We start from the raw sequence: 26,631 nt of genomic DNA on the forward strand, positions 1-26,631 counted from the left end.
CCATTTAAAAACAAAAACTCATCATATGGACAGAAATCAATTTATTAAAAAACTTGGATTAGCTTCAACAGGATTAATAATGTTTCCTGACCTTTCTTTTGGAAGTTTAGAAACAGAAGCTAACCCAGACAATTTTGAAAATTCAAAACTTTTGATGCCAATGAATACGGAAGTCATTGACGTTACTATTGACGCAAATAGTGAATTTATGTGGGGTTGGCTTTTGCGAACAGTAGGAAGTGCTTTAATTTCATCTTTAGTTGGAAACATAGTTGAAAAATACTTTGGAAAAGATTGTTATTGTAATGGGACTAGTTGTTCAGTAAATAATGCTCCTTCAAGTAACTATTCTAACGCAGTAGGATATTATGGTTATAATACGCATAATCAAAAATTTCTAACTCAACAAATTTATGACAGTACCACTTCTTTCGAAAATGCATCTGTACCGTTTTTAAATTCATATGGTCGTGTCATAACAAATGTAGAAGGACCATTTTTAGCAGGACTTTGTCTTGCTGCTAAAGATATAGCATCCCAAAATGGTATTAGAACAGCAAGAAATGTTATTGTTCCTTATGCGGAAATATCAAATGGTGGGTATAGATTTGATACGAGACCTTGCTACCCAACAGTTCTTGCGACCAACTACGGAAAAACAGCAATCTCATATACACCTAATGGTAATAATGGATTTGTTAAGGTTGATGTTTTCTCAAATAAAAACAATTTACCTGATTATTCACAAACTTGGAAAGTAAATGCTGTCTAAGAATAAATAGCTGACAACAATATATTACCAAAAGCGGCACTGAAGGAGTTATGATGAACATTTGTGCAAAAAATCCCCATATTCGCTAATGCTTAGACCATTGGCAGCAATATAACTTTAAACTAAAAGAAATGATGGAAAGTCTTATCATTGAATCAACAGATCTCGTAACCAGTGAGGAAATTACTGAATCTGCATTAAGAGATCCTGATTTCAGTAATCGGGAAGGTTATAATATCAATTTTCTTAATACAAGTTTGCCTTTACCTATGGTAGATGATAACTTAAGATACCAAATAGCAATTAACCAGCAGCCCAGCAAAAATGGGAAATTATTTCTTGACTACACAAACTTTAGTGTGTTGTTCAACAAAGATAAAAAGCTGCCATTTTATTCTGCAGTTAATATTGAAGGTAAAAGTAACGAAATAGCAAGAGTTCATGATGAACGTGGCAGTAACCCTTGGCGTATAGATAATCGCCTTGAAGTGAATGGCAACAATTTTCAATTTACTAACGACGACTATACAAACTCTGGTTTTCAACGCGGTCACATGGTTCGATTTTATGACCCAGCATGGGGCGAAACAGAGGATAGAAGAAAAATAGCAATGGGAGATACTTTTCATTTCACAAATTGCTGTCCTCAAGTTGGAAAATTCAATGCAGGCTTATGGAATGACTTGGAAGATTACTATATGGCACGTAGTATTTTTCAAGATAATAAAATTTCCGTTTTTACTGGTCCGATTTTTAATAAAGCAAAACTCATAAACGACTTGTTAGTTCCTTTAAACTTTTGGAAAGTCATCGTTTATAATAAAGGAAATGAAATTGAAGCAATTGGATTTTTAATTAGTCACGAAATTGCAATGCAAAAAATGCTGGATGAATTAATGTCATTGGAAATAAAGCGTGTCAATCCGTCCTTAAAAGCAGAGGATATTGAGAGGCTCTTCAATAAAAAGGATTTAAAAAAATGGACAGTAAAAATTAAGCTTATTGAGGAAAAGACGGGAATAAAATTTGGACTCAATGATGTAGATATCAATAGAAATGAAAGGCTTTTATTTTACGCAGATGCGAACCATATTAATCACTTACATCTTGCTACAGAATTTGACGAATTCATTGCTAAAAATGAAACTAGTGACTTAATAAATGAAGTTAAAAGAATGAAACAGTTAATGAGATATAACAGATTTGTAAATGAACAGCAGAAAAGAAGCGTTGATTATACCAAGTTTATTCAAAACATATAAAAAAATACTACTTGTAGTCGTAGCTTGCAAAAAGTGTGGAAGAAGTGCTTCTACCAAACATTATTGTAAGGTTCAACTTTAGTAATTCTATTGAATTTTTCGTAATAACAATTATGACGGAAGAATTGAATTTATCGCAGCTTCGTTTTTTGACATTAGAAAGTCAGGGATTAACAAAGCCATATCCTTTTGGAAAAGGTAAAAATGCAGTTCTTCGGGCATTAGAACATTTTGGATATCTACAAATTGACACTTTATCAGTTGTTGAAAGAGCCCATCATCATACACTTTGGACAAGAATACCAGATTATAAAGCAGAATATTTAGATGAATTGGTTGAAGAACATAAAATATTTGAATATTGGTTTCACGCTGCGTCTTATCTTCCCATAAAGGATTTTCGGTTTGCATTGCCTCAAATGACAGAGGTGAAACAAAGCAAAACGCATTATTACAATGCAGACCCAAAAGTGATGAAGTATGTTTTAGATACCATTCGTGGAGAAGGTCATAAAAAAGCAAGGGATTTTGAAAATGAAACCAAAAAAGCGGGAAGCTGGTGGAGCTTGAAACCTACAAAAATAGCTCTTGAAAGACTTTTTTTGCAAGGTGACTTAATGATTACCGGCAGAAAGAGAATGCAAAAAATGTATGACCTTACTGAAAATGTTTTACCGAACACGATTAATACAACCTTACCAACTGAACTCGAATTTGCTGAATATTTAGTAAAAACCTATTTGAAAGCCTACGGATTTACCACAGTAAAGCAAATTACCCATCTTAAAACAGGAGAATTAATACGAAAAAATGTTGACATCGTCTTAAAATCAATGCTTCAGGAAGGAACCATAAAGCAAGTAAATATTGAAAATATGCCTTCTGTTTTTGTGAATAAAACTTCACTTGAAAATTCGTTAAACAAAACCAGTTCAGACATTCATATTTTATCGCCATTTGACAATTCAATTATTCATCGGGACAGAATAAAACAGTTTTTTAATTTTGATTATAAGATTGAATGTTACACACCAAAAGAGAAAAGGCAATACGGTTATTTTTGTTTACCTGTATTATTTGGAGACACCTTTATAGGACGGGTGGATTGTAAAGCGCACAGAAAAGAAAAAGAATTTGAAATCATCCATTTGCACATTGAAAATACAAATATTGACAATGAATTATGGAAAGAATCATTTGTAGACATGATAAAGTCTTTTGCCACTTTTAAAGGTTGTAATACCCTTAAATTGACAAAAGTTAGTCCATCAAAATTCACAAATAAAATAAGACCATTATTCTCATTAAATAATCGACTATAAAGCAGCTATGAATTTGAAAAAGAGAGGAAGTATAAAGTATGAGTTTACTACAAAAATGTGGCAGTCCTCCGGAAAGGGCGGTTGGTATTTTGTTTCGCTTCCGCATAAGCTGGCAGAAGAAATCAGAAAAAATTTAAAATCGGAAGAAGAAGGATGGGGAAGACTAAAGGCAAAAGCACAAATTGGAAATAGTGAATGGGAAACAGCCATTTGGTTTGACTCCAAACATGAAACGTACTTACTGCCATTAAAGGCAGAGATACGGAAAAAAGAAAAGCTTGAAACCGGTAAAGACATACAAACGATTCTATGGATTTAAAAACAGAATCGTTTTTCTATAATTATCTTATGGCAGATTGGTTCAGCTATTAAACGTTTTTAGAATACCTTTATTTAATTTTTTAGAGAAAGTTTAAACTCATTTTAAATTTAACCGCAAAAGAGACAAAAGACTTTATCGGATTTATTTAAAGTATTTCAAAAGTCTGCAAAGAGAAAAAATCTTTGATTTTTTTAACTTATCTGCTCTTTCTTTTCATTTAAGGATTAAACTTAAACAACTAAAGTGTTACAATCTTTTGCGGTAAAAAAGTTTAGATGTAAACAGCTAATATAAAACGGTTGTTACTAATCCTTATTAAACAATCTTTAATGGCGGCAGACATTCAACCAGGTTTCAATTGTATTGATCTTTATTCCTGAGATTTTAAAAATTTTAATATTTTTTATTCATTTTTTAATAAATGTTTAACTGTGGTATAGTTTCGTTTCGGGTTTTACATTATCTTTGAATAAATGGAGTTATTGTTAACTATTAAAAAAATGCAAATAGACTATGAAAATTGAGAAGATACAGGCGTTACGGGGACCAAACATTTGGAGCATCAGAAGAAAGAAACTGATACAGATGAGATTGGATCTCGAAGAAATGGAAAATTTCCCAACCAATAAAATTGACGGCTTCAGAGAAAGAATAGAAAAACTGATTCCCTCTTTGTTCTCTCACAGATGTTCCGAAGGGGTGGAAGGCGGTTTTTTTCACCGTATCGAAACGGGAACATGGATGGGACACGTTATTGAGCATGTCGCGTTGGAAATCCAGACTTTAGCGGGAATGGACGTTGGTTTCGGAAGAACGCGTGAAACAAAAACTCCGGGAGTGTATAATGTCGTATTCAACTATATTGAGGAAAATGCAGGAATTTATGCAGCCGAAGAATCGGTGAAAATTGCTGAAGCTCTGATAAAAGGTGAAGAATATGACTTAAATGCCTGTATAAAAAAACTGAAAGAAATCAGGGAAAGAGTGCGTCTCGGTCCTTCTACAGGAAGTATCGTGGAAGAAGCCGTTTCCCGAAGAATTCCATGGATTCGTCTGGGAACCAACTCTTTGGTGCAGTTGGGGTATGGCGTGAATCAGCAGAGATTTCAGGCGACCATTACAGGAAATACAAGTTCAATCGCGGTAGATATTGCCTGTAATAAAGAATTAACAAAAAAAATGCTCCATGATGCGGCAATTCCTGTTCCGATAGGAGATTTGGTAGTCGATGAAGAAGGATTAGAAAGTGTTATCAGAAAAATTAGCTATCCCGTTGTTATCAAACCATTGGACGGAAACCACGGAAAAGGCTCTTCAATTAATGTAAACGACTGGGAATCGGCGAAAATAGGTCTGGAACACGCTCAGAAATACTCAAGAAAAGTAATTGTTGAGAAATACATTACAGGATACGATTTCAGGGTTTTGGTCATCAACAATAAGATGGTTGCAGCCGCAAGAAGAGTTCCTGCCCACGTTATGGGAGACGGCGAACTGAATCTTCAGCAATTAATTGATAAAGAAAATAAAGATCCGAGAAGAGGATACGGACACGAAAATGTCTTAACCGAAATCCTGATCGATAAAGATACGACTGAACTTCTTGAAAAACTTCAGTACACTCTGGAAACGGTTCCGCAGAAAGGAGAAATCGTTTATCTGAAATCAACTGCCAATCTTTCTACAGGAGGAACCTCCATAGATGTTACCGATATGGTACATCCGGAAAACATTACCATGGCTGAAAGGATTTCAAAAATCATTGGTCTTGATGTCTGCGGAATTGATATTATGGCTGAAAATTTAACCCAGCCTTTAAAAGAAAGCGGCGGTGCCATCATTGAAGTGAACGCAGCTCCGGGATTCAGGATGCACTTGGCTCCAAGTGAAGGGTTGCCGAGAAACGTTGCGGCTCCCGTCGTAGATATGCTGTATCCACAGGGAAAACCTTTTACGATCCCAATTATTGCTGTAACGGGAACCAATGGTAAAACAACGACAACAAGACTAATTTCGCATATTGTTAAAAGCAATGGTTACAGAGTAGGTTTCACCACATCGGACGGAATTTATATTCAAAATACGATGTTAACAAAAGGAGATACAACAGGACCTCTTTCCGCTGAATTTATCCTGAAAGATCCTACGGTAGAATTTGCCGTTCTGGAAACAGCAAGAGGCGGAATTTTACGTTCCGGTTTAGGATTTTCTCAGTGCGATATCGGTGTTTTAACCAATATCAAGGAAGATCATCTGGGAATGAACGATATTCATAACCTGAAAGATCTTACCCGGGTAAAAAGGGTAGTGCTGGACAGCGTAAAGAAAAACGGATGGAGCGTGATGAATGCCGATGACGAATATTCCATGAGAATTGTTAATGATCTCCATTCCAATGTAGCCATTTTCAGTATGGATGAGAACAATCCGCACATCAGGAAATTTGCAAAAGAAGGAAAGATTACCTGCGTGTATGAAGAAGGATTTGTCACCATTAAGAAAGGAGACTGGAAGATCAGGATCGGAAAGGCAAAAGATTTCCCGATCACAATGGAAGGGAAGGCTAAATTCATGATCGAGAATGTTTTGGCAGCGAGTTTAGCATCTTATCTCTACGGATTCGGAATTGAAGATATATCGAATTCTTTACGAACTTTTATTCCGAGTGCACAGCTTACTCCGGGAAGACTTAATGTTTTTAAGTTTAAAAATTTTAAAGTTTTAATTGATTTTGCCCACAATCCGGCAGGTTACGAAGCAATTGAAGATTATCTTAAAAATGTAGAAGCTACAAAAAAAATAGGCATTATTTCGGGAGTCGGAGACAGAAGAGACAACGATATCAGAGAATGCGGAAAAATTGCCGGAAGAATGTTCGATCACATCATCATCCGAAACGAAAAGCATCTTCGTGGAAGAACGGAAGATGAAATTAACGGATTGATTATTGAAGGAATGCAGAGTTCAGGAAAAAATATAAGCTATGAAACAATTCCTAAAGAAATTGACGCCTTAAAACATGCCATGGGAATGGCTGAAGAAGGAACATTCATTACCGCTTTAAGTGATGTGATTTCGAATGCAATTGATCTGGTTCAGGAATATCAGGCAAGAGAACTGCTTGAGGATGATAAAATATAATGTAAATACAGTTTAAAAGTTTCGGCGGCATCGAAGATGCCGCCGAAACCAAATAAAAAAAGCTTCGAACATTCGAAGCTTTTTTTATTACCTGTTTTCCCATGTCGATTTTATATTCTGCATTTTAACCAGATAAAAATATAACGGGATCAACTCTAATCTTAGGCTAAAACCTATATTAGGAGACGTAAAAGGAATAACTACCATCATGATAATACATATTCCAATGCCAATAATGGCGTCAATAATTGCTGCCTGTGGAGCCCATTTCTGCTCAAACCAAAGTCCGTACGCAACAATTCCTTTGAATATAAACAGAGATGTTACAATTATTCCGGGTAAAGTATAAGGATGACTGGCATTGATGCCGTAAAGCGATAGGCTTATATTACTTAAAAAAGGAGCAATCATTAAAAAGATTACGGCAAAAGAACCCCCGATCAGAAAGAACCATAAAAATATTTTGATCCAGAGTGGCAACAAACTTCTTCTTCGTACATTATCCTGCATTTCAAACTCTTCAAAAGCTGACTTTTCTTCCATTGTTTATTCGTATAATCTATTCCTCCGCAAAAAAAGCATTTGAACTTCCGATCCAGATTGCATCTTTCTTATTGAAATCTACATTTACCATGGCAGCTTTCGTCATTCTGCCCAGATTTTCCAGTAGAATAGGACGTTCGTCATTTTCGCGCCAGATATACAGTAATCTGATCTCTGCTTTTGAAAACTCTCCGTTGATATCTTCAAAAATCGGCTCATAAGTTACTTTTCTCTGCAAAATATAGTTTTCTTTATCCTCAATAGCATCTGTAATTTCCTTTGTCGGATTTAAATTGACTCCGCTTCCTGCAAAAGAAAATAAAGGTTTCAGTACAAAATTTTCAAGGTTTTCACTTTCCGGAAATTCATGCAGGAAATAACTTTTCGGAACAAATTGATGCTGTAAAAGCGGAAGGAGGAATTTAGAAATTTTAAAAAACCAGTTCGGATGCGTAACCCAGGTTACATCAACATCTTCACGGAAATCAAATTCAGTTTTCAGATCCGGAATTCTGTCTAATTCGTCAAAAATAACACGGTTGTAAATTCTTCTGATCTCCGTTAGTTTTCCATCGTTTTCGTAGAATAGTTTTCTTCCTTCTTTTTTCACTTTGGTTAAACAAACCGTTTTTATTCCCAGTAATTTTTCAGTCAGAACAAAATCAATGGCAGTTTTTTGCTTTTCAGGGTAAATTTCAAGGAGAATTACATGTTCAGGATTTTCATTACCCAGAATTAAATCTTTCATGTAATTTTTAAAATCTTCATGAGGAGTTTTATTTTGCAGCTCCGAAAGAAAAGGATAAACATCACAGAATGTCTGTTCAAAAACTTTCTGAAATGCATACAGTGAAGGAAAAGCCTGCAGCTCGATCAGCTGAGGTTCAATCTCGCCGTTTTCGCACTTGCAAATCCCGAAATCTATCGTAAAAAAGTGAGGCTGTTTTGTGTCGTTGGGAACCCTGCAGTTATCAGGAATCGCCTTTTGTAAAGTTTCTTCAGGAAGATTTTTAATCTGTGTAATGATGCTTTCGCTGGCATCAATAAGTTTAGATTCAAATTCTTTTGTTAAAAATAAAGGACTTTCGGAAATTCTGAATCCGGTTTCCAGACCACTTTTCTGTTCTAAAATTTCTTTAAACTGATTGTATTTTTCCTGAGAAAATTCCTGATTAAATTGCTTTCTGTATTTTGGAATCATAATTCTTTTTCTTTTTGTGATTTAAAAAATCGGACAGTTTCTGTGTCCGATTTTTGTATTGATATTTTCGTTTTATTAAAAATTTAAGCCATTGCTTCTGCCTGCTTCAAAACGTTTTTTTTTGCAAACTGTAAGAATCTCGGCAGAATCTGAGCCTGAGTAAGGATGATTTTATCTTCATCATCCATTCTGTCCACGGTTTCAAGATACTTTTCCATTCCGAAATTTTCAATCATCGCCTGCTTGTTCTTTTCGTCTTTCAGATTTTCAATCATGCCTGCAGGATTTGCTTCCGGATGAAACTGTGTTCCGAATATTTCCTCCGAAAAACGGATTGCCATCACCGCTCTTTCCAGATTGATGTGTGGACGGAATTTTTCAATAGCCACGATTTTCATACCCAGCTCCTCAAAACGCTCATGATCCGGTTCGATAAACTGATACGCTCTGGAATCTACTGCATAGAAAGGATCGGGAAGATTTTTGAATAAAAATTCCTGTTCTCCTTCCTCGGTTTTATGAACCGGCATTACTCCGAAAGAATACGATTTCCTTTTGCAGATATTTCCAAGTTTCCAGTGGATACTTGCCAACTGAAAAGAATGACAGATCAGGAACAGATATTTTTTGTCATCGCTGTACTGGTTATGTTCAAAAACATTATCCAGAAACTGAGCAAATTTATCTTCCCATTCAAGACCTTCTCTGTGCGGATCTCCCGGACCTCCCGAAGAAATAAAAATATCGAAATCCTCAACATTGGGCATTTCATTTTTAAATCTCACATCGAATGTTTCAATGCTTACGTTTTCCTGAGCACAGCTTAGCTTAAATGCTTCAGAAATTTCTTTAATATTTTTAAAACCCTGATTCACATGATTGTTGTTCATGTCCAGCAAAGCAATTCGAATATCATTCATACGACTTCATATTTTTTACAAAGTTACCAAAAAAATTATGAAGCGGTTTCTCCGTGTGTGATGCCGTATTCAGTTTCTGAGATCATATAATCAACAACTTTCGTAAGATCACCTGTTTCATTGAAGACTTTTAGCTGTCGGTCTGCTCCGGTTCCGTTTTCAAGAATTGTCCATGCGTATTCCACCTCTTTTCTGCATCCTAATTCGTCCACCACATCATCAATAAACTCAAGAAGTTCCTTTAAGAGATCAGGATAAGGCACAGATTCTTCTTTTCCGAAATCAATCAGATGAGCTTCAATTCCACTCTTGGAAGCACGCCATTTGTTTTCATTTAGCAATAATCTTCTGTAGCTTCTGAAACTTAAATTCTGCTGATGAAGTTTGTAGATTTTTGCAACCAAAGCCTGCATAATGGCAGCCAGACAAACGGTTTCATCAATTCTCATCGGCATATCGCAGATTCTGAATTCGATTGTAGGGTAGAACGGGTGAACTCTGAGATCCCACCATATTTTTTTAGCATTATCAATGGTTCCTGTCTTTACCAAAAGGTCTACATAACTGTCAAATTCCGCCAGAGAATTGAAAAAACTCGGAATTCCGGTTCTTGGGAATTTTACAAAAATTTCCTGTCGGTAAGACTTAAAACCTGTATTTCTTCCGATCCAGAAAGGAGAATTCGTTGATAGTGCATAAACGTGCGGAAGGAAATACCTCATCACATTCTGTATTCTTACGCCTTCTTCACGGTTTGGGATTCCGATATGGACGTGAAGCCCGAAAATTAAATTTCCTCTCGCCACATCACCCATGTCGTCTACAATTTTAATGTAACGCTCTCCGTTTGTAATGGTGTTGTGTTCCCAGTTGGAGAAAGGGTGCGTTCCGCCGCCGGAAACCCGAAGTCCCTGTTCGTGGGCGGTTTTTATAAGATGTCTTCTTAAATTCGTTAATTCGGCTTTTGCCTCCTGAATATTCTGGCAGATGCCTGTTTCCATTTCAATCATGGATTCATGCATTTCATGCTTTAAATTTTCACTTAAAACAGCTTTTCCGCCTTCAATAATTTTCGAAACATGAGAGACCAGATCACGGCTCTCAACATCAATAATCTGATATTCTTCTTCGATTCCAATAGTAAATTGATGCATTTTTTTTCGTGCTTTTTGTTGATATTCTTATTTTACAGAATCTTTTACAAAAGTTCCCCAAGAGATGTTTGGTTTTCCCGGAACATATTCTTTTGCTTTTTCGATCGCTAATTTGGCTGCGTGTTCTACGATCCATGCAAAATTTTCTTCTCCTACAGAATTTTTGTCTGCATCCGGAGCTGGATTACAGAAGTCGATTGCATAAGGAATTCCGTCTCTTATGGCGAATTCTACCGTGTTGAAATCGTAGCCAAGCGCTTCATTCATTTTGATGGTGTAGTCGTGAATTGTTTTTAATAATTTCTCCAGTTCTGCACCCTGCGTCTGATGTGTAGTTGCATATCTCAAATGATGAGGATTTCTCGGCTCATAAGGCATGATATGAACATATTTTTTACCTAAACAGTATACTCTGTAATAATCGTCAAAGATAATTTCTTCCTGCACCATCATTACCAGTTGCTCTGTTTCGCTTAATTTCGTCCAAAGATCTTCCGGATTTTCCACGCGGTATACATTTCTCCATCCGCCTCCGTCATGCGGTTTCATGTACGCCGGAAAACCTACATAATCGAAAATATAATCCCAGTCGTGAGGGAATTTCAGGTTTCTGAAAGAGGTTTCTGAAGTGTTTGTCGGTCTTTCGTGAGACGGAAGCAAAACTGTTTTCGGAAGCGGAATTCCCAGTTTCGTCATTAAAGCGTTATTAAAAAACTTTTCGTCTGCGCTCCACCAAAAAGGATTGTTGATGACATAGGTTCCGTTCAATGCTGCATTTTTCAGGTACGCTCTGTAAAAAGGAACATCCTGCGAAATTCTGTCGATAATTACAGCATATCCGTAATCTGCACCCTGTTCAAGTTTATCAATATGTACAGGTTCTGCGATGATTTCTCCACCTCCCAATTCGTTAACTTTATCAATAAACGCCCAAGGAAACGTATCTTCCATACCGAATAGAATTCCTACTTTTTTTGCCATAAATGTATTTTTTAATGTTGTATTTTAATGTTAAATTTTAAATTATTTTTAAGAGAAAAAGGTTCCTATAAAAGTTGGGAAAACCATCCTCCAAAGCGGCCAGTCGTGATTAATCCACTTTCTTTCATCATACCAGAAATCAATACCTTTTGAAGCTAAAATTTCTGCCATTTCCACGTTTTTATCTTTGCAGATATCTTCATCCGAAGTGCTTAAAACAATATGCATATGTTTGTATTTCCATGCTTCATCATTTCTCACAAATTCACGCGGACAGTTGAAATAAACCAGCTCATCGGAATAGCCGTCCATAAAATTTCTGATGCTGAATGCTCCTGACAGACAGAACAGATGCGAGACAACATCCGGAAAACGGAAAGCAAAATTAGCCGCATGATATCCTCCGAAACTTGCTCCCGCGACCGCAACTCGGTGCGTCTTATGAATTTTCTGAATATAAGGAACAAATTCCTGAATCAGAAACTGAACATATTTTTCATAATTTTTAATCCTTTGCTGAGGAGAAATATTGTTGTCATAAAAACTCCATCCGTCTATGGTCTGAACATTGTAAAGTTTAACTTTTCCCTGCTCTATAAACCAGTTGATGCTTCCGTTAAGATGAAAATCATGGTTTTGGGTATATTGTCCCTGTGAAGTCGGAAACATGATGATCGGATAACCGTAATGTCCTGTAACTTCCACTTTAAGACTTGTTCCTAGTATATGTGAATAATAATCTGTATGCTCTATCTGTGGCATTTTTTTTTCGTATTTGGGTTTAATCAGTAAATTGATAATAAGGTCTGCTTTTCCATTATCCTGATTTAATGATTTCTAAATTAGGGATTAAAAAAGGATTTTAGGGTAAACTTAATCTTATAAAATCAATAATTTCTTGATGTTAATTTCTCTTTTTAAATTATGACATAGGTTTGTCTTTCGGCGGAAGAATATTCAGTAATTCAGCATGAATTTTTTCGGCTGCCCTGTCTAATCTTTCCTGAACGATTACCGAATCTTTCGATTTGTAAACGATTCCGACATGATAATCTATCGGTAAGAATTTTACCGCCTCTTCGCATTCAAACTGATTGTAATCCGGCTCTTTGTCTTTAATTAAAGCGACAATAAGCCCCGAATAATATCCTGTAGGTTTAGAAACCTCATAATTTTTTCCTCTTAATAAAGCATCTTCAATTTTCGCCCATTCTCTCCAGATGTTGATGTTGCTTGATGCTTCCACGAGATCCGGAATATGCGCTCCACCCACTCTTGAAGAAGTTTCAAGAAAATAATATTTCCCGTCGTCTTTGCTGCGGATAAATTCTGTGTGGGTCGCACCGTTAATCAGACCGAAATTTGATAAAACTTTCGAGTTTACCTCTTCAAGAGCCTTAAATTCATCAGAATATCTTCCGAGCGTTTTTGTTCTGAAAACACCTCCTTCATGGGAAACCTCCATCGGAGGCGCCAAATATTTTGAAGCGGAAGTGAAAACGATTTCTTTGTTAAAAGTAAGACTGTCTACATGATAAACATCTCCCGGTTTGAAGCTTTCCAGAAGAAACAGGTGACGTTCTTCACCCAAGTTATCAAGCGCCTTCCAGAGATCTTCTTTGGAATTCAGTTTTTTAATTCCTGAAGCAGAGGCTTCGGAACGTGGCTTTAAAACCCACGGTGCAGGAACCTGATCTACAAAATGATTAACCTCATCATTATTAAAAACTGCCGTAAATTCAGGAACATTAATTCCGGAATCCTTTGCTTTCTGTCGCATGGCAAGTTTATCCCTGAAATAGCGGTGTGTGGTTTGTCCCATCCCCGGAATTCTGAATGTTTCGCGGATAAGCGCCGCTTTTTCCACATCATAATCGTCCAGAGCAATAACGGCGTGTACTTTTCTGGTCTGCATCAGATGGGAAAATCCCTGCACGAGATGATCCAGATTCCAGACAGAAGGCTTTACTTCAGGCATATAGAATACCTCATCGATGGCATGCCACGGCCAGTTTTTTTCTTTAAGATTTTCGGATGTTACTAAAATTATTTTATTACCGAGTTTTTTCATTTCATCCATGAAATCATAACCCTTGTAATAGCACGAAATACATACTATTGTTTTCTCCTCCATACAATGTTTTTTAGTTTTTGATGAACTTTCAAAAATAAAAACGTTTTTTTATTAATTATTTAATGTTAAAAATTAAAATATTGTGCGCTTTTGAAAATTCTATTTCAATTATACAGAGAATTTTTGTAATAAACTAATTTTTAGTGATAATTTTCGATTAAATCGGCTAATAATTGCACTCCAAATCCCGTTGCAGCCTTTTCTTTGGCATAACCTACATTTCCGAACGTCACTCCGGCAATATCAAGATGCGCCCATTTAGGATGGTTTTCAATGAATTGTTCTAAAAATTTAGCCGCAATAATGCAATCTCCGATAGGTTTCATCGAAATATTCTTAATATCTGCCACATCCGACTGGATATCGTCTTTCCAGACATCCCAAAGCGGTAAATTCCAAAGTCTCTGATTGGTTTTATCGCCGGTTTTTATCAAAAGATTTTTCAATTCTTCATTGTTGGAAAACAGAGCCCCGCAAGTATCGCCAAACATCCTTACGGAACTTCCGGTAAGCGTGGCAAGGTCGATCAGAAAGTCAGTTTTGAAGTTTTTCGCCATATAGGAAAGTCCGTCGGCAAGAATCATTCTGCCTTCCGCATCGGTATTAAGAACCTCAATTGTTTTTCCGTTATAAGCCGTAATAACATCACTCGGAAGAAATGCATTTTCAGAAATAGCATTGTCGGTAATAGGTAAAATAGCAACAATATTGACCGGAAGCTGCATTTCCGCGGCATAAATCAGCGTTCCCAAAACGGCTGTTGCACCGCCCATGTCCGATTTCATATAATGCATATTGTCCGGATTTTTCAGAGAAATTCCTCCTGTGTCAAACAATACACATTTTCCGACCAAGCCGAAAGTGACTGCATTTTTAACATTGGTTTTGTATTCAATAATGGTGAACGCCGCGTCATAAGCACTTCCCTGATTAACGGAAAGATAAGCTCCCAAACCAAGTTCCTCACACTTTTTCCTGTTAAAAGAAGTATATTTTAAATCGTATTTTTTAGCTAAATTTTTTAAATATAAACTGAAAGTATCTGGTTTTTTAAGATTGGCGGGTTTGTTCAGCCATTCCTGACAGGCGGTCTGTCCGTTGCTCAGTGCTTCAGCTTTTTTGCCGATGGTGTCTAATTTTTTCTGGCTTAAATTTTCAAAATGAAGCTCAAATTTAGCATTCCAGAACGCATGCGTTTTTTCGAAAGGATAGTTGTAAGTTCCTATTAATAAACCCTTTGCAAATTCTTCAAACTGCCTCTCGTTCAAACAGTCGGCTATAACTAATGTCGGGACAGGCTGTACTTTTCCTTTCTGCGTCTGGGAAAACTTCACGGCAACCTGCTGAATTTCAAAATTCTGCAAAGTAGATTTTCCGATACCTACAAAATACGTTATTCCTTCTTCATGGGCATTCACGAAAACTTCATGCTTTTTACCCGTAAAGAAAGTTGAAATGTTTTTATTGAAATTTTTGCTGGTTTTCGTCCATTCTTCTTCTGTGAAAAGATGAAAAACCTGCGTATAATTTTTATTTTTTTTGTTGATTAATTTCATAATTTTAATTTTTAATGCTTTCCTGATGTGGTTTTACTTCTACCGGATTTTCTGTGTTGTTATAATAAAGCCATTCAATCGCTCTCGGGAATTCCTGTGACCAGTAAAATTCGCTGTGCGTACCTTCCGGATTGATGCTTGTTCTGAATTCAAAATCAAATAGATTTTTCTTCTCCCAGCGTTTTAAATATTCTTCAAAAATATGGATTCTCTTTACCATTTTCGAACCTTCCTGACCGCCCCCGTAAAGATAGATTTTCGTTTTAAAAGGAACTCTGAAATTCATCATCGGAAAATTGTTGTTCGGTTCCACCCAAAGTGAAGGGGAAAATATCAACAGTTTGGAGTAGACTTCAGGATAAAGAAAACCGCTGTAAATACTGATGAGTGCGCCGAGAGAACTTCCTCCGATACCGGTGTTGTCACGATCTCTTTTGGTACGGTAAGTCTGGTCGACGTAAGGTTTTAGAGTGTCTGTAATAAAACGGATGTATTTTTTACCTTCCGATCCGTTCGCGACATTGTCGTTATCAAAAATATATTCTTTAATCCTTTCTTCGCTTCCGTGTTCTACCGCAATGATGATGACATCTCCACGACCGTATTCTGAGAGAATGGAAAGTTTTTTATCGATTTCCCAGTTTCCGTAGCCGCTTCCTTCATTAAATAAATTCTGTGCATCCTGAAGATAAAGAACAGGATATTTTTTGTCTGAAACATAATAATCATAGGGTAGAAGTGCCCATATTTTTCTGTAACGGTCTAACTGCGGAATATAAAATTCCTCCGAAATAATTTCTGCAATCGGAAAATATTCATCTTTAAAAGGTCCCCAGTTCAATCGCCATTTCTCAACAATGTCCGATGTTTTTCCTGCCGCTTTTGAAGCTTTTTTATTAGGAGTAATGCTTCCGTACTTATCGAGTTCTACATTTTCCCAGCCTCCTTTTGTAAATTTATACTCTACAATATCCGGTAAAAGGGCATCGTCGATTTCGATAAAATAGTTTTGGGTGTCTTTTTGTGTAAGTTGAAAGTTGTAGTCTTTCGGGTTCCAATTGTTGAAATTTCCTGTGATATAAACAGTTCTTTCATCACTTTCTGCTGTATAAAGTTCAAACTTCATCCGTGTTTTTCGTAAAATTAAAGCCTAAATTTATAAAAAATCTTTTTATGACAAATAATTTTAAAACGATAAACACTGAATAAAAAAGCGTTATATTTGATAGAAACAAGTACTGCAAAGAGTTTAACATAATAATTTATTCAAAATTTATTAATGATTATTGCAGATATTTTTTGTAGTTTCAAGAAAAATATAAAAATTAAATCAAAACCGTGATGAATTCGGTTAAAACATATACTCTTTTTACGGATCAGGATGTTTACCTTTTTAAAGAAGGTAAGCATTACAAGCTGTACGATAAATTCGGCGCACATTCCGCTGAAAAAGATGGGGTGAAAGGAGTGTATTTCTCTGTCTGGGCTCCCAACGCGAAGAAAGTTTCGGTAATCGGAAATTTCAACAACTGGAATCATAAAGATCATATTCTGTTTCCGAGATGGGACGAATCCGGAATCTGGGAAGGCTTCATTGCAGGTTTAACGTGGGGAACTTTGTATAAATATGCTATAGAAACGCCGCGCGGAGAAATTTTAGAAAAAAGTGATCCTTATGCCCTAAGCTGGGAACAGAATCTTCAGGCTGCCTCATTGGTTTCCACCACTTGGTACGAATGGAAAGATAAAGACTGGCTGGAAAACCGCTGGAAAAAAAATACGTTAAATGCTCCGTTGTCTGTTTATGAACTGCATCTGGGCTCTTGGGTAAGAGAAGGAGACGATCCGAAAAAGTTTCTGAATTACCGCGATATCGGGAAAAAACTCGTTCCTTATATTAAAGAAATGGGCTTTACCCATGTAGAATTTATGCCGGTGATGGAATATCCTTACGATCCGAGTTGGGGATATCAGATTACAGGTTTTTACGCAGCGACTTCACGTTTCGGTTCACCACAGGATTTAATGTCTTTGATTGATGAGCTTCACCAAAACGGAATCGGTGTGATTTTAGACTGGGTTCCTTCACATTTTCCGGGTGATGCAAACGGTTTGCACAGATTTGACGGTTCTTACCTGTACGAACATGAAGATCCCAGAAAAGGCTTTCATCCTGACTGGAAATCATATATTTTCAACTACGGAAGAAGTGAAGTGAAATCTTTTCTGATTTCGAATGCCATGTTTTGGCTGGAACGCTATCATGCAGACGGATTACGTGTAGATGCGGTAACTTCCATGCTTCACCTCGATTATTCCCGAAATGAAGGAGAATGGGAACCGAATATTTACGGAGGAAATGTAAATCTCGAAGCAAAAGCATTTTTGCAGGATTTCAATACCGCAGTTTATAAAGAATTTGGAGATAATATCATTACCATTGCAGAAGAAAGTTCAGATTTTCCTATGCTTACAAAGCCTGTTCATGACGGCGGAGTAGGATTTGGAATGAAATGGATGATGGGATGGATGCACGATACGCTGGATTATTTTAAAGAAGAACACGAGAACAGAAAGTTTCATCACCATAAATTAACTTTCGCTTCCATGTATATGTATAATGAAAATTATATGATGCCTTTGTCGCATGACGAAGTGGTACACGGAAAAGCGAGTCTCATTTATAAAATGAAAGGCGATGAATGGCAGAAATTTGCCAATCTTCGCGCTTTGTATGTATATATGTTTACGCATCCCGGAGCAAAACTGCTTTTTATGGGCGATGAATTCGGGCAGACCAGTGAATGGAATTTTAAGCAGAGTCTGGATTGGCATTTGCTGGAATATCCTGTTCATAAAGGTTTGCAGACATTAGTGAAAGATCTTAATCACCTTTACAGATATGAAACGGCTTTCTATGAAAATCAGTTCAGCAGGGAAGGCTTTGAATGGGTGGAAGCAGATGATCTGGAAAATTCTGTATATGTCTATTTGAGGAAAGGAAAGAAAAAAGATGATGTTTTTATGGTGATTCTCAATCTGAAGCCTGAAGTTCTGGATTATAAAATTGGGGTGAATGCAGCGAGTCATTGGGAGATTATTTTCAATTCTGATGATGAACGGTATTCGGGAAGCGGTTATAAGCCTGAAATTTTCAGTGAACAGTATGAGGAATACATGAATCACCAGAAATCCATCAGCGTAAGTCTGCCGCCGCTTTCAGGAATTATTTTGAAAAGAAAAGACAAAAAGTACAATAAGCATAACAGAATCAAACAACATAAAAAGTAATGATTCAGTTATTAGAAATTTTAGGAAAAGACTATGAAAGTCTTAAGGATGTCATTATAAGGACGGATTTCGACAGTGAAACTCTGGAGTCGTTTTCGAAAGCCGGAATTAATGCTCCTGTAAGTGAAGGGAAATTTAATGAGGATTTATATTTTTTTACTTTTAAAATTGAAACATATAAAATAGAGTTTCTAAGAAACAAGATTTGTCAGATTGATTTCATCGGAGATAAAAATAAAACTCTGGAAATCATAGATTATCTTAGAACGATTAAGGACTTTGAGTTTAAGTTTATCAGCAGACAGCAGGTTGAAGAAACGGAATGGGAAATAATGGATGACAATACAGAAGAGGAGAGTTTCACGGAATTCAAAAGAAAGCGTTTTGAATTTGATCCTTCTTCCCAATTTGATGCGAATAATATAGATAAATACAGCTTTATGGCTTTTCGGTCAGATGATGTAAACATTATAATCAAAGAAGAGTTTACAGAAAACAGACCCTTTTTTGTATTTGAGATTTATAAATCCCCGAATATCGAAGATTTTAATTAAGATATAAATAATAAACGAGAGAGAAAAAATGATCATTTATCATCTAAGTACGGAATGTTATCCGGTGGCAAAAGTAGGCGGTTTGGCAGATGTGGTGGGAGCTTTACCAAAATATCAGAATAAAATTAAAGATATTGATGCGAAGGTGGTTATGCCTTGGTACAACAAATCTTTCGTGCATGATCATGAGTTTGACATAGTTTTTGATGGCTTCATTCACCAGGGTCCAAGTATGCTTCAGGTACAGGTTTTAAAGGAAAAAACCAATGCTTTGGGCTTTGAGCTTTTTATGGTAAGAATTCCGGGACTTTTGGATAGAGATAATCCTTACGGATATTCGGATGAAAGTTTTCAGTTTTTAGCTTTTCAGCACGGAGCGCTTCATTGGCTGAGTGCGATGGGAATCCGACCGGATGTTTTGCATTGTCATGATTATCACACAGGACTGGTTCCTTTCATGATTGAGCATTGCCCTGAATTTTCATTTTTAAAAGGCGTAAAAACCATCGGAACAATCCACAATGGCGAATATCAGGGAATGATGAGCTGGGAAATGGCGAATTATATGCCGTCATTCGATCAGTATAAATGGGGATTGCTGGACTGGAACGGAGTCATAAATCCTTTGGCAAGTATGATTAAATGTGCCAATGCTTTTACAACGGTTTCGCAGGGGTATCTTGAAGAACTTTTTGTAAGCTTCAGAGGTCTGGAAAGCCTTGTTCGTGATGAATTCGGGAAAGCCTACGGAATCATTAACGGAATTGACACGGAAGTCTGGAATCCGGAAACCGATCCGATGCTGGATTTTAATTTTAACGTTAAAAATGCCATTGCCCAGAAGAAAAAGAATAAAGAAAGACTTTGTAAAGAATACGGCTTGAAGCAGGAACTTCCGTTGTTTGCCTTCATCGGAAGATTTGCCACAGAGAAAGGAGCAGATTTTCTTCCCGATGTGGTCTGGAAAAGCATTAAGCAGAGTTATGGTGCTTTAAATATCATGATTCTGGGATCCGGAAATTCTTATATTGAAAATAAACTGAAAGAGTATGATTATGTTTACAGCAATTTCGCTCTGGATCTTGGATATAAGGAACATCTTTCCCATAAAATATACGCTTCGGCGGACTTTTTGCTAATGCCGTCGAGAGTAGAACCATGCGGTCTTAACCAGATGTACTCCATGAGATACGGAACCGTTCCGATTGTGCGGTATACAGGAGGGTTAAGAGACACGGTGGAAGATGTTTCCACAGGTGGAGCGGGAATTAATTTTACGTTTCCGGGAGTAGACGATATTATCCATGCAATGAACAGAGCTTTATTGGTTTACAATAAAAAAGGTGAAATGGAAAATTTAATCCGTGCTAATATGAATTTTGACTTTGCATGGGAAAAATCAGCCGAAAAATACATAGCTTTATATAAGAATTAAATCGTGAAAAAGCTGTATTTTCTATTTTTATTAATGATCGTTTTTTCCTGTCATCAAAAAGAGGAAGCGATGATCCATAAAGACGGATACTATTGGTTTTTAACTTATGGACTTCCGGATTTTCAGAGAGAAGAATTTGAAAAAACAGTTAACAAGAAATGGAAAATAAAAACAGTAAGGGTTGCTGGATGCGTAGTTACCCAAGAATTGATGGACAGTGTAAGATCTGAAAATAAAAAAACAAATCTAGCTCTTCAAAAAAGATATGGCAAGAACTGGAAAGATTTATATGATAAGGATATTCAGGATTATACAATGAAACAAGTGGACATCATGGATGTTTTAATCACCAATAAAGTATTCAGAAAAGAACTGGCTAAGCATAAGATTGAAATTGATGATCTGAATAAAGATGCTGAAGAGTTGGGCAGACCGGACTTTTATAAAGTAAATATTAACAAAATATATCCTGAAAACGGGATTGCATTTACAGTAAATGTAGATTTAAAAAACAGAACAGTAAACCTAATAAAATAAAACGCAAGATAAACTATGAATCGCAATGTAATTTCCATTGTTTTAGGAGGAGGTAGAGGAACCAGATTGTTCCCACTTACGTATTCAAGATCCAAACCGGCTGTACCCATCGCGGGAAAATACAGATTGGTGGATATTCCTATTTCCAACTGTTTAAATTCAGGATTAAATAAAATTCTGGTTTTAACGCAGTTCAATTCAGCTTCATTAAATTCACATATCAAAAATTCTTATCATTTTGATATTTTCAGCAAAGGTTTTGTAGATATTTTGGCTGCGGAACAGAACGTTGAAAACGACAGTTGGTATCAGGGAACCGCAGATGCAGTTCGCCAGTCGATGAAGCACCTTGAAAAGTACGATTATGATTACATCCTGATTCTTTCAGGAGACCAGTTGTACCAGATGGATTTCAGGGAAATGCTGAATTTTCATATTGAAAAAGGAGGCGATGTAACCATTGCCACCATTCCGGTGAATGCAAAAGATGCTACAGGTTTCGGAATTTTAAGTTCGGATGACGAAGGCAATATCACTTCGTTTGTGGAAAAACCGGGGTATGATCTTTTAGAAGGATTAAAATCTGAAGTTTCGGAAGAAAATAAACATGTCGGAAAAGAATATCTGGCTTCCATGGGAATTTATATCTTCACGAAAAGCATCCTGAAAAAGATGTTTGATGAAGGAGCAGGAGATGATTTCGGAAAAGATATCATTCCGAATTCCATCGGAAAATACACAACATTAAGCTATCAGTATGAAGGGTATTGGACGGATATAGGAACCATTGAATCCTTCTACGAAGCCAATCTCGATCTTTGTCAGGATTTTCCTAAGTTCAATTTATTTTCCTCTTCGCCTGTCTTTACACGCGCAAGAATGCTTCCGCCATCAAAAGTAAACGGTTCTTATGTAAGCAAAGCTGTTTTTGGCGACGGATGCATCATTCTGGCAGATAAAATTGAAAATTCTGTCATCGGAAACAGAACCAGAATAGACAAAGGAAGTACGATTGTAAATTCTTATGTGATGGGAGCCGATTTTTATCAGGATACCACAGAAATTGTGAAGAATGACAGAAACGGACAGCCGAACATGGGAATCGGGAAGTATTGCTATATTGAGAAAGCCATTTTGGATAAAAACTGCTACATCGGCGATAATGTGAGAATTATTGGTGGAAAACATATTCAGGACGGAGATTACGGAACACATTCTGTACAGGACGGAATTATCGTGGTGAAAAAAGGAGCGGTTATAAAACCGGGAACTCATATTGGTTAAAAGACTGGATGTTTGACGCTGGAAGAGGGGAAATATTGAAGTTTAACTTAAATTAATTTTAATGATAAATATGGTTTTTGGTGAAGATAATTTTCAAAACTAAACCATCATAACTAAACTTCCGACATCACTTCCTCTATCTTCCATCCCAAAATAATTAAAACAGAGTGATCAGTATATTGGTCACTCTTGTTATTTTCTATATTTTTGTACAATGCGTTTTTTTAAAATCATAGCGGTAATTATTGTCTTGCTGATCGGAGCTTATTCGGCTTCGATGTATTATTTTGTGGATGAAAGCAAAGATTTCAAAATAGAAAAGGAGATCGATTATCCTTTGGAAAAAGTCTTTTTACAGTTCAATAACCTGCAGCATTTTACGCGATGGAACAATTTCTTTACAAGTTCTCAGTCTATTGATATTGATTATTATACGCCGTATGAAGGACAGGGAAGTTCCATCAGCTATGTAGACCCTAAAAACGATACGGATGGCGAAATGTTTATCCGTTACGAAAACCCGAATAAATCTCTAAGATATCAACTTTTTGAAGAAAAAAATGAAAGCCCGACTGTTGTCGACGTTAAATTTAAAGCGGTGTCCGCTGAAAAAACCAAAATTACATGGGTTGTTCATACCCCGAAACTTTCTGTTTTAAGAAGAGTTGAAAATTTCTGGACCGAAGACCGTTTTGCCGAAAACATCAACAAAAGTATGGCAAATCTTAAAAATGTTTTGGGTAATAAAGTGGAAAAAGACAATCAGATGGCTTCAATAAAATACGACAGTCTGATGGTTGAAAATGAAGAAGAAAAATTATTGCTGGGAATAAACGTAAGTACTTCCAACAAAAAAGATGCGCTTTACAAGAATATTGTGATGAATTATAACAAAATTTATAATTACACCACGATGGATCTGGGCAAAAAAGATGATGAATTCGGTTTCCCGATGCTCATTACAGACGCAGATAATTACAAAGATAAAGAAGTATCCTATTTTCTGGGGATTCCTCTTTCTAAAAAGTTTGGGGTTACAGATAATAACTTCAGTTTCAGAACCATTAATCCAACCCAGAACTATGTGATGTATTACAAAGGAAACTATGCAGGAAGAGTAAAGGCTATACAACAATTAATCCAGAAAGCCAAGAAAGACGAGATGCGTTTTAATGATATTCGTCAGACTTTTCTCGAACGCCCGACGGAAGATCAGGATGTCAATATGAAGCTCTCATTATCAGTATTTAAGTAAATTCTGCAGATTTATTTCTTTTATAGTTTTTTTAATACTTTAAAGGCTGTTCAGAATCGGTTTTTTTTATTAAATTTGAAGCTTAATTCTACAAACAAATTTTAATAACAGATAAACTGTAATAATGGACAGATTTTCATTCCTAAACGCAGCTCATTCTCAGTTAATTGAGGATTTATACCAACAGTACTTAAAATATCCGGATTCTTTGGAACCATCTTGGAAAGCCTTCTTTCAGGGCTTCGATTTTGCTTTGGAGAACTACGGAGACGATGATAACGTTCAATATATTCAGGCTCCGGCAGCTTCAGCTCCTGTTGTAGTACAGCAGGCAACTCAGGCGGCATCAAACGGTGAAGTTCCTGAGCACATCAAAAAAGAATTCAAGGTTGTAAACCTTATTGAGGCGTACAGGACGAGAGGACATTTGTTTACCAAAACAAACCCTGTAAGAGAAAGAAGACATTATACGCCGACTTTGGACATCGAAAATTTCGGTCTGGATAAGTCAGATTTAAATACAAAATTCAACTGTGCGGTTGAAACAGGAATGAAAGGTCCTGCTACACTACAGGATCTCATCACCCACTTAGAAAACATTTACTGTGATTCTATCGGTGTAGAATACATGCACATCAACAATGTTGAAGAAAAAGATTTCATCAAGCAGTGGCTTCAGGTAAATGAAAACCACCCGAATCTTTCAGCCAACGAAAAAACGGAGATTTTATTAAAATTAAATCAGGCGGTAGCGTTTGAAAATTATCTTCACACCAAATTTGTAGGGCAGAAAAGATTCTCACTGGAAGGTGGTGAAACTTTGATTCCTGCTTTGGATCAGTTGATCTCAAGATCTTCTCAGTTGGGCGTAGATGAAGTGGTTTTAGGAATGGCGCACAGAGGAAGATTAAATGTTTTAACCAATATTTTCGGTAAATCTTACAAGCAGATTTTCTCAGAATTTGAAGGAAAAGAATTTGAAGAAGATGTATTCTCAGGAGACGTAAAATACCACTTAGGTTCATCCAAAAAAGTCAAAACAGCTTCAGGAGAAGAAGTTTCTATTAATCTAACACCAAACCCTTCTCACCTTGAAACGGTTGCAGCCCTTGTAGAAGGAATCTGCCGTGCAAAAGTGGACGATAAATACAAAGATTATTCTAAAGTTTTACCGATCATTATTCATGGTGACGGAGCAATTGCAGGGCAAGGTATTGCTTATGAAGTGGCTCAGATGATGACTTTAGACGGTTATAAAACAGGAGGAACGGTTCATATCGTGGTAAACAACCAGGTTTCGTTTACAACAAATTATATGGATGCGAGATCTTCTACCTATTGTACAGACGTTGCTAAAGTTACAGAATCTCCTGTAATGCACGTGAATGCAGATGATGCAGAAGCGGTGGTTCATGCGATCCATTTTGCGGCTGATTTCAGAGCGAAGTTTGGAAAAGATGTATATATCGATTTGTTAGGATACAGAAAATATGGTCATAACGAAGGGGATGAACCAAGATTTACACAGCCTAATTTATATAAAACAATTTCCAAGCACCCGAATCCGAGAGAAATTTATAAAGATAAATTACTGAAAGACAACGTAACATCCAATGATGTGATCGCTAAAATGGAAACGGAATTCAAAGCACTTTTAGATAAAGACTTTGATGCTTCCAAAGAAATTGAAAAGAACGTAATGGACGTTTTCATGGCAGATGACTGGACGAATTATCCGATTGGTAAAAGAGGAGCGGTTCAGGAACCTGTTGATACAAAATATGATCTTGAAAAGCTGAAAGAACTGGCTGTTAAAATGTCTACACTTCCGGCAGACAAAAAGTTCTTAAATAAAATTACAAGACTTTTTGAAAACAGATTAAAAGCAATTGAAGGAAACTCTTTAGACTGGGCTCTTGGAGAATGGCTGGCTTATGCAACGCTTCTTGTTGAAGGCCACAATGTAAGAATTTCCGGTGAAGATGTGGAAAGAGGAACATTCTCTCACAGACACGCAGTTGTAAAAACGGAAGATACTGAAGAAGAATATATCCCGTTAAGACAGGTTTCTGAAAGCAGATTTGATGTATTCAACTCTCACCTTTCCGAGTACGGAGTTCTTGGTTTTGATTACGGTTACGCCATGGCTTCTCCTAATACTTTAACGATTTGGGAAGCGCAGTTCGGAGATTTCGTGAACGGTGCGCAAATTATCGTAGACCAGTATCTTGCAGCAGCAGAAGAAAAATGGAAAATTCAGGACGGTTTGGTGATGTTATTGCCTCACGGTTCAGAAGGACAGGGAGCAGAACACTCTTCAGCAAGACTGGAAAGATTTTTAACCCTTTGTGCGAACGAAAACATGGTGGTTGCAAACATCACTTCTCCTGCTAACTACTTCCACCTGTTAAGAAGACAGTTGAAATGGGCATTCAGAAAGCCATTAATTGTAATGAGTCCGAAATCATTGTTAAGACATCCGAAAGTGGTTTCTCCGCTTGAAGATTTCGCTAACGGAGGTTTCCAGCCGATTTTAGACGATCCTTCTGCAGATCCTAAAAAAGTAGAAAAATTAGTACTTTGTTCAGGTAAATTATACTTCGAATTATTGGCTAAAAAAGAAGAATTAAACGCTGAAAATATTGCACTGGTAAGATTCGAGCAGTTATATCCGCTTCAGACAGATGCTATCGAAGCAATCTTCGAAAAATATTCAAACAGAAAAGAATTGGTTTGGGCTCAGGAAGAACCGGAAAATATGGGAGCTTGGTCTTATATCCTAAGAAACTTCAGAGAAACAGGAATCAATGTTATTGCTCCGGTTCCAAGTGGTGCTCCGGCTCCGGGAAGTCACAAAATGTTTGAGAAAAATCAGAATGCAGTAATCAACAGAGTATTCGACAGAAACGATGCTCCGGTAAAAAGACCTGTAACCGCTTAATTAAAAATAATAATCAATAAAAAAAT

The 26,631-nt window shown here is 36.6% G+C and carries 21 protein-coding genes; 12 read left to right on the forward strand and 9 right to left on the reverse strand.

Annotation, left to right across the window (positions count from 1 at the left end; all coding sequences use genetic code 11):
• The first annotated feature begins 25 nt into the window (after positions 1-25).
• The 5 genes from BW951_RS00560 to cphA all read left to right on the forward strand — a co-directional run bounded on the left by BW951_RS00560 (position 26) and on the right by cphA (position 6,819).
• A complete protein-coding gene (locus tag BW951_RS00560) occupies positions 26-772 on the forward strand; it encodes a hypothetical protein (RefSeq protein ID WP_076390009.1) in 747 nt (248 codons plus the stop codon).
• Between the two features lie 131 nt (positions 773-903).
• A complete protein-coding gene (locus BW951_RS00565) occupies positions 904-2,034 on the forward strand; it encodes a DNA/RNA non-specific endonuclease (RefSeq protein WP_084196327.1) in 1,131 nt (376 codons plus the stop codon).
• Between the two features lie 35 nt (positions 2,035-2,069).
• A complete protein-coding gene (locus BW951_RS00570; protein WP_228427450.1) occupies positions 2,070-3,356 on the forward strand; it encodes a winged helix-turn-helix domain-containing protein in 1,287 nt (428 codons plus the stop codon).
• Positions 3,357-3,363: 7 nt separating this feature from the next.
• Positions 3,364-3,675, forward strand: a complete 312-nt coding sequence (locus tag BW951_RS00575; protein ID WP_228427452.1) for a DUF1905 domain-containing protein — start codon at positions 3,364-3,366, stop codon at positions 3,673-3,675.
• A 516-nt stretch (positions 3,676-4,191) separates the two neighbouring features.
• On the forward strand, positions 4,192-6,819 hold the full coding sequence (cphA, locus tag BW951_RS00580; RefSeq protein WP_076390015.1) for a cyanophycin synthetase: 2,628 nt from the start codon (positions 4,192-4,194) through the stop codon (positions 6,817-6,819).
• An 87-nt stretch (positions 6,820-6,906) separates the two neighbouring features.
• Here the strand turns inward: cphA and BW951_RS00585 are convergent, their stop codons facing one another.
• The 9 genes from BW951_RS00585 to BW951_RS00625 all read right to left on the reverse strand — a co-directional run bounded on the left by BW951_RS00585 (position 6,907) and on the right by BW951_RS00625 (position 16,434).
• Entirely contained in the window at positions 6,907-7,362 is a 456-nt protein-coding gene (locus BW951_RS00585; RefSeq protein WP_076390017.1) for a hypothetical protein, read from the reverse strand.
• Positions 7,363-7,378: 16 nt separating this feature from the next.
• Positions 7,379-8,563: a hypothetical protein gene (locus BW951_RS00590; RefSeq protein WP_076390020.1), complete on the reverse strand. Its 1,185-nt coding sequence runs from the start codon at positions 8,561-8,563 to the stop codon at positions 7,379-7,381.
• 83 nt (positions 8,564-8,646) lie between these two features.
• On the reverse strand, positions 8,647-9,483 hold the full coding sequence (locus BW951_RS00595) for a type 1 glutamine amidotransferase (RefSeq protein ID WP_076390022.1): 837 nt from the start codon (positions 9,481-9,483) through the stop codon (positions 8,647-8,649).
• A gap of 35 nt (positions 9,484-9,518) precedes the next feature.
• A complete protein-coding gene (locus BW951_RS00600) occupies positions 9,519-10,637 on the reverse strand; it encodes a carboxylate-amine ligase (protein WP_076390024.1) in 1,119 nt (372 codons plus the stop codon).
• 27 nt (positions 10,638-10,664) lie between these two features.
• Positions 10,665-11,618 (reverse strand): ATP-grasp domain-containing protein, encoded by a 954-nt coding sequence (locus BW951_RS00605; RefSeq protein WP_076390026.1) that lies wholly within the window; start codon positions 11,616-11,618, stop codon positions 10,665-10,667.
• Positions 11,619-11,666: 48 nt separating this feature from the next.
• The gene (locus tag BW951_RS00610) at positions 11,667-12,380 is read right to left on the reverse strand and encodes an alpha/beta hydrolase-fold protein (protein ID WP_076390028.1); all 714 of its coding nucleotides are present in this window, start codon (positions 12,378-12,380) and stop codon (positions 11,667-11,669) included.
• Between the two features lie 160 nt (positions 12,381-12,540).
• The gene (locus tag BW951_RS00615) at positions 12,541-13,752 is read right to left on the reverse strand and encodes an ATP-grasp domain-containing protein (protein ID WP_076390029.1); all 1,212 of its coding nucleotides are present in this window, start codon (positions 13,750-13,752) and stop codon (positions 12,541-12,543) included.
• A gap of 140 nt (positions 13,753-13,892) precedes the next feature.
• Positions 13,893-15,308, reverse strand: a complete 1,416-nt coding sequence (locus BW951_RS00620) for a M17 family metallopeptidase (RefSeq protein WP_076390030.1) — start codon at positions 15,306-15,308, stop codon at positions 13,893-13,895.
• 4 nt (positions 15,309-15,312) lie between these two features.
• Positions 15,313-16,434 (reverse strand): alpha/beta hydrolase, encoded by a 1,122-nt coding sequence (locus tag BW951_RS00625; protein WP_076390031.1) that lies wholly within the window; start codon positions 16,432-16,434, stop codon positions 15,313-15,315.
• 215 nt (positions 16,435-16,649) lie between these two features.
• Between BW951_RS00625 and glgB the strand changes: the two genes are divergently transcribed.
• The 7 genes from glgB to BW951_RS00660 all read left to right on the forward strand — a co-directional run bounded on the left by glgB (position 16,650) and on the right by BW951_RS00660 (position 26,605).
• Positions 16,650-18,599 (forward strand): 1,4-alpha-glucan branching protein GlgB, encoded by a 1,950-nt coding sequence (glgB, locus tag BW951_RS00630; protein ID WP_076390532.1) that lies wholly within the window; start codon positions 16,650-16,652, stop codon positions 18,597-18,599.
• Positions 18,599-19,153: a hypothetical protein gene (locus tag BW951_RS00635; RefSeq protein ID WP_076390032.1), complete on the forward strand. Its 555-nt coding sequence runs from the start codon at positions 18,599-18,601 to the stop codon at positions 19,151-19,153. Before glgB ends, BW951_RS00635 begins: the two co-directional genes overlap by 1 nt.
• 28 nt (positions 19,154-19,181) lie before the next feature.
• Positions 19,182-20,588, forward strand: coding sequence for a glycogen synthase (locus BW951_RS00640; protein ID WP_076390033.1), 1,407 nt, complete (start codon positions 19,182-19,184; stop codon positions 20,586-20,588).
• A 3-nt stretch (positions 20,589-20,591) separates the two neighbouring features.
• Positions 20,592-21,125 (forward strand): FEKKY domain-containing protein, encoded by a 534-nt coding sequence (locus BW951_RS00645; protein WP_139326069.1) that lies wholly within the window; start codon positions 20,592-20,594, stop codon positions 21,123-21,125.
• Between the two features lie 15 nt (positions 21,126-21,140).
• Complete coding sequence (locus BW951_RS00650; protein WP_076390035.1) at positions 21,141-22,409, forward strand: glucose-1-phosphate adenylyltransferase; 1,269 nt, start codon at positions 21,141-21,143, stop codon at positions 22,407-22,409.
• A gap of 214 nt (positions 22,410-22,623) precedes the next feature.
• Positions 22,624-23,664 carry an SRPBCC domain-containing protein gene (locus tag BW951_RS00655; protein WP_076390036.1) on the forward strand — a complete coding sequence of 347 codons (1,041 nt, stop codon included), beginning with the start codon at positions 22,624-22,626 and terminating at the stop codon, positions 23,662-23,664.
• Positions 23,665-23,788: 124 nt separating this feature from the next.
• Positions 23,789-26,605 (forward strand): 2-oxoglutarate dehydrogenase E1 component, encoded by a 2,817-nt coding sequence (locus BW951_RS00660; protein WP_076390037.1) that lies wholly within the window; start codon positions 23,789-23,791, stop codon positions 26,603-26,605.
• The last annotated feature ends 26 nt before the right edge of the window (positions 26,606-26,631 follow it).

The sequence above is a fragment of the Chryseobacterium gambrini genome (assembly GCF_900156825.1).
Classification (GTDB): Bacteria; Bacteroidota; Bacteroidia; order Flavobacteriales; family Weeksellaceae; genus Chryseobacterium; species Chryseobacterium gambrini.

Coding starts and splice junctions, on each gene's coding strand:
- BW951_RS00610 (WP_076390028.1), bottom strand. CDS start 12,380: ATGCCACAGATAGAGCATACAGATTATTATTCACATATACTAGGAACA.
- BW951_RS00615 (WP_076390029.1), bottom strand. CDS start 13,752: ATGGAGGAGAAAACAATAGTATGTATTTCGTGCTATTACAAGGGTTAT.
- BW951_RS00560 (WP_076390009.1), top strand. CDS start 26: ATGGACAGAAATCAATTTATTAAAAAACTTGGATTAGCTTCAACAGGA.
- BW951_RS00655 (WP_076390036.1), top strand. CDS start 22,624: ATGCGTTTTTTTAAAATCATAGCGGTAATTATTGTCTTGCTGATCGGA.
- BW951_RS00590 (WP_076390020.1), bottom strand. CDS start 8,563: ATGATTCCAAAATACAGAAAGCAATTTAATCAGGAATTTTCTCAGGAA.
- BW951_RS00600 (WP_076390024.1), bottom strand. CDS start 10,637: ATGCATCAATTTACTATTGGAATCGAAGAAGAATATCAGATTATTGAT.
- BW951_RS00650 (WP_076390035.1), top strand. CDS start 21,141: ATGAATCGCAATGTAATTTCCATTGTTTTAGGAGGAGGTAGAGGAACC.
- glgB (WP_076390532.1), top strand. CDS start 16,650: ATGAATTCGGTTAAAACATATACTCTTTTTACGGATCAGGATGTTTAC.
- BW951_RS00565 (WP_084196327.1), top strand. CDS start 904: ATGATGGAAAGTCTTATCATTGAATCAACAGATCTCGTAACCAGTGAG.
- BW951_RS00660 (WP_076390037.1), top strand. CDS start 23,789: ATGGACAGATTTTCATTCCTAAACGCAGCTCATTCTCAGTTAATTGAG.
- BW951_RS00595 (WP_076390022.1), bottom strand. CDS start 9,483: ATGAATGATATTCGAATTGCTTTGCTGGACATGAACAACAATCATGTG.
- BW951_RS00640 (WP_076390033.1), top strand. CDS start 19,182: ATGATCATTTATCATCTAAGTACGGAATGTTATCCGGTGGCAAAAGTA.
- BW951_RS00575 (WP_228427452.1), top strand. CDS start 3,364: ATGAATTTGAAAAAGAGAGGAAGTATAAAGTATGAGTTTACTACAAAA.
- BW951_RS00635 (WP_076390032.1), top strand. CDS start 18,599: ATGATTCAGTTATTAGAAATTTTAGGAAAAGACTATGAAAGTCTTAAG.
- BW951_RS00620 (WP_076390030.1), bottom strand. CDS start 15,308: ATGAAATTAATCAACAAAAAAAATAAAAATTATACGCAGGTTTTTCAT.
- BW951_RS00625 (WP_076390031.1), bottom strand. CDS start 16,434: ATGAAGTTTGAACTTTATACAGCAGAAAGTGATGAAAGAACTGTTTAT.
- BW951_RS00605 (WP_076390026.1), bottom strand. CDS start 11,618: ATGGCAAAAAAAGTAGGAATTCTATTCGGTATGGAAGATACGTTTCCT.
- cphA (WP_076390015.1), top strand. CDS start 4,192: ATGAAAATTGAGAAGATACAGGCGTTACGGGGACCAAACATTTGGAGC.
- BW951_RS00585 (WP_076390017.1), bottom strand. CDS start 7,362: ATGGAAGAAAAGTCAGCTTTTGAAGAGTTTGAAATGCAGGATAATGTA.